Annotated in this window: 1 rRNA gene; it reads left to right on the plus strand. The window is 52.3% G+C overall.

What is annotated here, in order from left to right:
• Window positions 1-2: 2 nt before the first annotated feature.
• A 23S ribosomal RNA gene (locus ACTNBR_RS16130) occupies window positions 3-2,888 on the plus strand; the annotation flags it as partial.

The raw sequence follows: 2,888 nt of genomic DNA on the forward strand, positions 1-2,888 counted from the left end.
TTGGTTATGCTAGAAAGAGCGCAGGGTGGATGCCTTGGCACTAAGAGCCGATGAAAGACGTGATAAGCTGCGAAAAGCTTCGGGGAGGAGCAAATATCCAACGATCCGGAGATATCTGAATGGGGAAACCCACTGGAGCAGACCTCCAGTATCCATACGCCAATCCATAACGTATGGAGGGGAACCCGGTGAACTGAAACATCTAAGTAGCCGGAGGAAGAGAAAACAACCGTGATTTCCAAAGTAGCGGCGAGCGAAATGGAAAGAGCCCAAACCGGAATGCGTGCATTCCGGGGTTCGGACTGCAGAAATGATCTGACAAGTTTAGCAGAATGGTTTTGGGAAAGCCAGCCAGAGAGGGTGAAAGCCCCGTAAGCGAAAGACGAGTCAGCATGGCAGGATCCAGAGTACCACGAGACACGAGAAACCTTGTGGGAACGAGCGGGGACCACCCCGTAAGGCTAAATACTCCTTAGTGACCGATAGCGCATAGTACTGTGAAGGAAAGGTGAAAAGGACCCCGGGAGGGGAGTGAAAGAGAACCTGAAACCCTGTGTTTACAAGCTGTGGAAGAACTTTATATGTTCAACCGCGTACTTTTTGTAGAACGGTCCGGCGAGTTACGCCATCTGGCAAGGTTAAGGACTGAAGGTCCGGAGCCGAAGTGAAAACAAGTCTTAATAGGGCGGGAAGTCAGATGGAGTAGACCCGAAACCGGGTGATCTATCCATGTCCAGGCTGAAGTTGCCGTAAAAGGCAATGGAGGGCCGAACCCACATCCGTTGAAAAGGGTGGGGATGAGGTGTGGATAGGGGAGAAATTCCAATCGAACCCGGAGATAGCTGGTTCTCCTCGAAATAGCTTTAGGGCTAGCCTCGTGAGAGTCTGCTGGAGGTAGAGCACTGAATTTGTGCGGGGGCGTCAAAGCTTACCAAGCGATATCAAACTCCGAATGCCAGCCAGATGATTCACGGGAGTCAGACTGCACGAGATAAGTTGGGCAGTCAAAAGGGAAAGAGCCCAGACCTGCAGCTAAGGTCCCAAAATGTGTGTTAAGTGGAAAAGGATGTGGGATTTCAAAGACAACCAGGATGTTGGCTTAGAAGCAGCCATACATTAAAAGAGTGCGTAATAGCTCACTGGTCGAGAGGTCCTGCGCCGAAAATGTCCGGGGCTGAAACACACTACCGAAGCTCAGGAATCTACAAAGTAGATTGGTAGAGGAGCATTGAATACGCGAAGAAGCAGTACCGGAAGGAGCTGTGGAGTGTATTGAAGAGAGAATGCCGGAATGAGTAGCGAGAGGAAGGTGAGAATCCTTCCGGCCGAATACCCAAGGTTTCCAGAGTAAAGCTGATCTGCTCTGGGTAAGTCGGGACCTAAGGCGAGGTCGAAAGACGTAGCCGATGGACAACAGGTTGAGATTCCTGTACTGCAGTATAACAGAACTGTGGGGACGCAGAAGGAGAGCACGACCGGGAATGGGATCCCGGAGCAAGCGAGGTAGGAGATGAGTTGGCAAATCCGCTCATCAATCCGAAGACGTGATGCGGACTGAACTAAAGTAAGGAAGAGTGTGAGCCAGCTGCCAAGAAAAGCCGCTATTGTTTGTACTGTACCCGTACCGTAAACCGACACAGGTAGGTGAGGAGAGAATCCTAAGGCCGACGGGAGAAGCATTGTTAAGGAACTCGGCAAAATGACTCCGTAACTTCGGGAGAAGGAGTGCCAGTGAGAGCTGGCCGCAGAGAATTGGCCCAAGCAACTGTTTAGCAAAAACACAGGTCTATGCAAAACCGAAAGGTGAGGTATATGGGCTGACGCCTGCCCGGTGCTGGAAGGTTAAGGGGAGAGGTTAGCGGAAACGCGAAGCTTTGAACTTAAGCCCCAGTAAACGGCGGCCGTAACTATAACGGTCCTAAGGTAGCGAAATTCCTTGTCGGGTAAGTTCCGACCCGCACGAAAGGCGTAATGATTTGGGCACTGTCTCGACAATGCACCCGGTGAAATTGAAGTACCAGTGAAGATGCTGGTTACCCGCGCCAGGACGGAAAGACCCCATGGAGCTTTACTCCAGCTTGATACTGGGATTCGGTATTGTATGTACAGGATAGGTGGGAGGCTAAGAAGTGGTTACGCCAGTAGCCACGGAGCCGCTGTTGGGATACCACCCTTGCAGTACTGGATTTCTAACCAGCAGCCGTGACCCGGCTGGGGGACAATGTCAGGCGGGGAGTTTGACTGGGGCGGTCGCCTCCGAAAGGGTATCGGAGGCGCTCAAAGGTTCCCTCAGAATGGTTGGAAACCATTCGAAGAGTGCAAAGGCAGAAGGGAGCTTGACTGCGACACCGACGGGTGGAGCAGGTACGAAAGTAGGACTTAGTGATCCGGTGGTATAAAGTGGGATTGCCATCGCTCAACGGATAAAAGCTACCCTGGGGATAACAGGCTTATCACTCCCAAGAGTTCACATCGACGGAGTGGTTTGGCACCTCGATGTCGGCTCATCGCATCCTGGGGCTGAAGTCGGTCCCAAGGGTTGGGCTGTTCGCCCATTAAAGCGGTACGCGAGCTGGGTTCAGAACGTCGTGAGACAGTTCGGTCCCTATCCGGCGTGGGCGTAGGATATTTGAGAGGAGCTGGCCTTAGTACGAGAGGACCGGGCTGGACCGACCGCTGGTGTATCTGTTGTCTTGCCAAAGGCATGGCAGAGTAGCCAAGTCGGGAAGGGATAAACGCTGAAGGCATCTAAGCGTGAAGCCCCCCTTAAGATGAGATATCCCTACGAAAGTAGTAAGACCCCTTGAAGACGACGAGGTAGATAGGGCAGAGGTGGAAGTGCAGTAATGCATGGAGCTGACTGTTACTAATCGGTCGAGGGCATAACC

Origin of the sequence: Bariatricus sp. HCP28S3_F11 (assembly GCF_052065395.1) — a bacterium.
Taxonomy (GTDB): domain Bacteria; phylum Bacillota; class Clostridia; order Lachnospirales; family Lachnospiraceae; genus Allocoprococcus.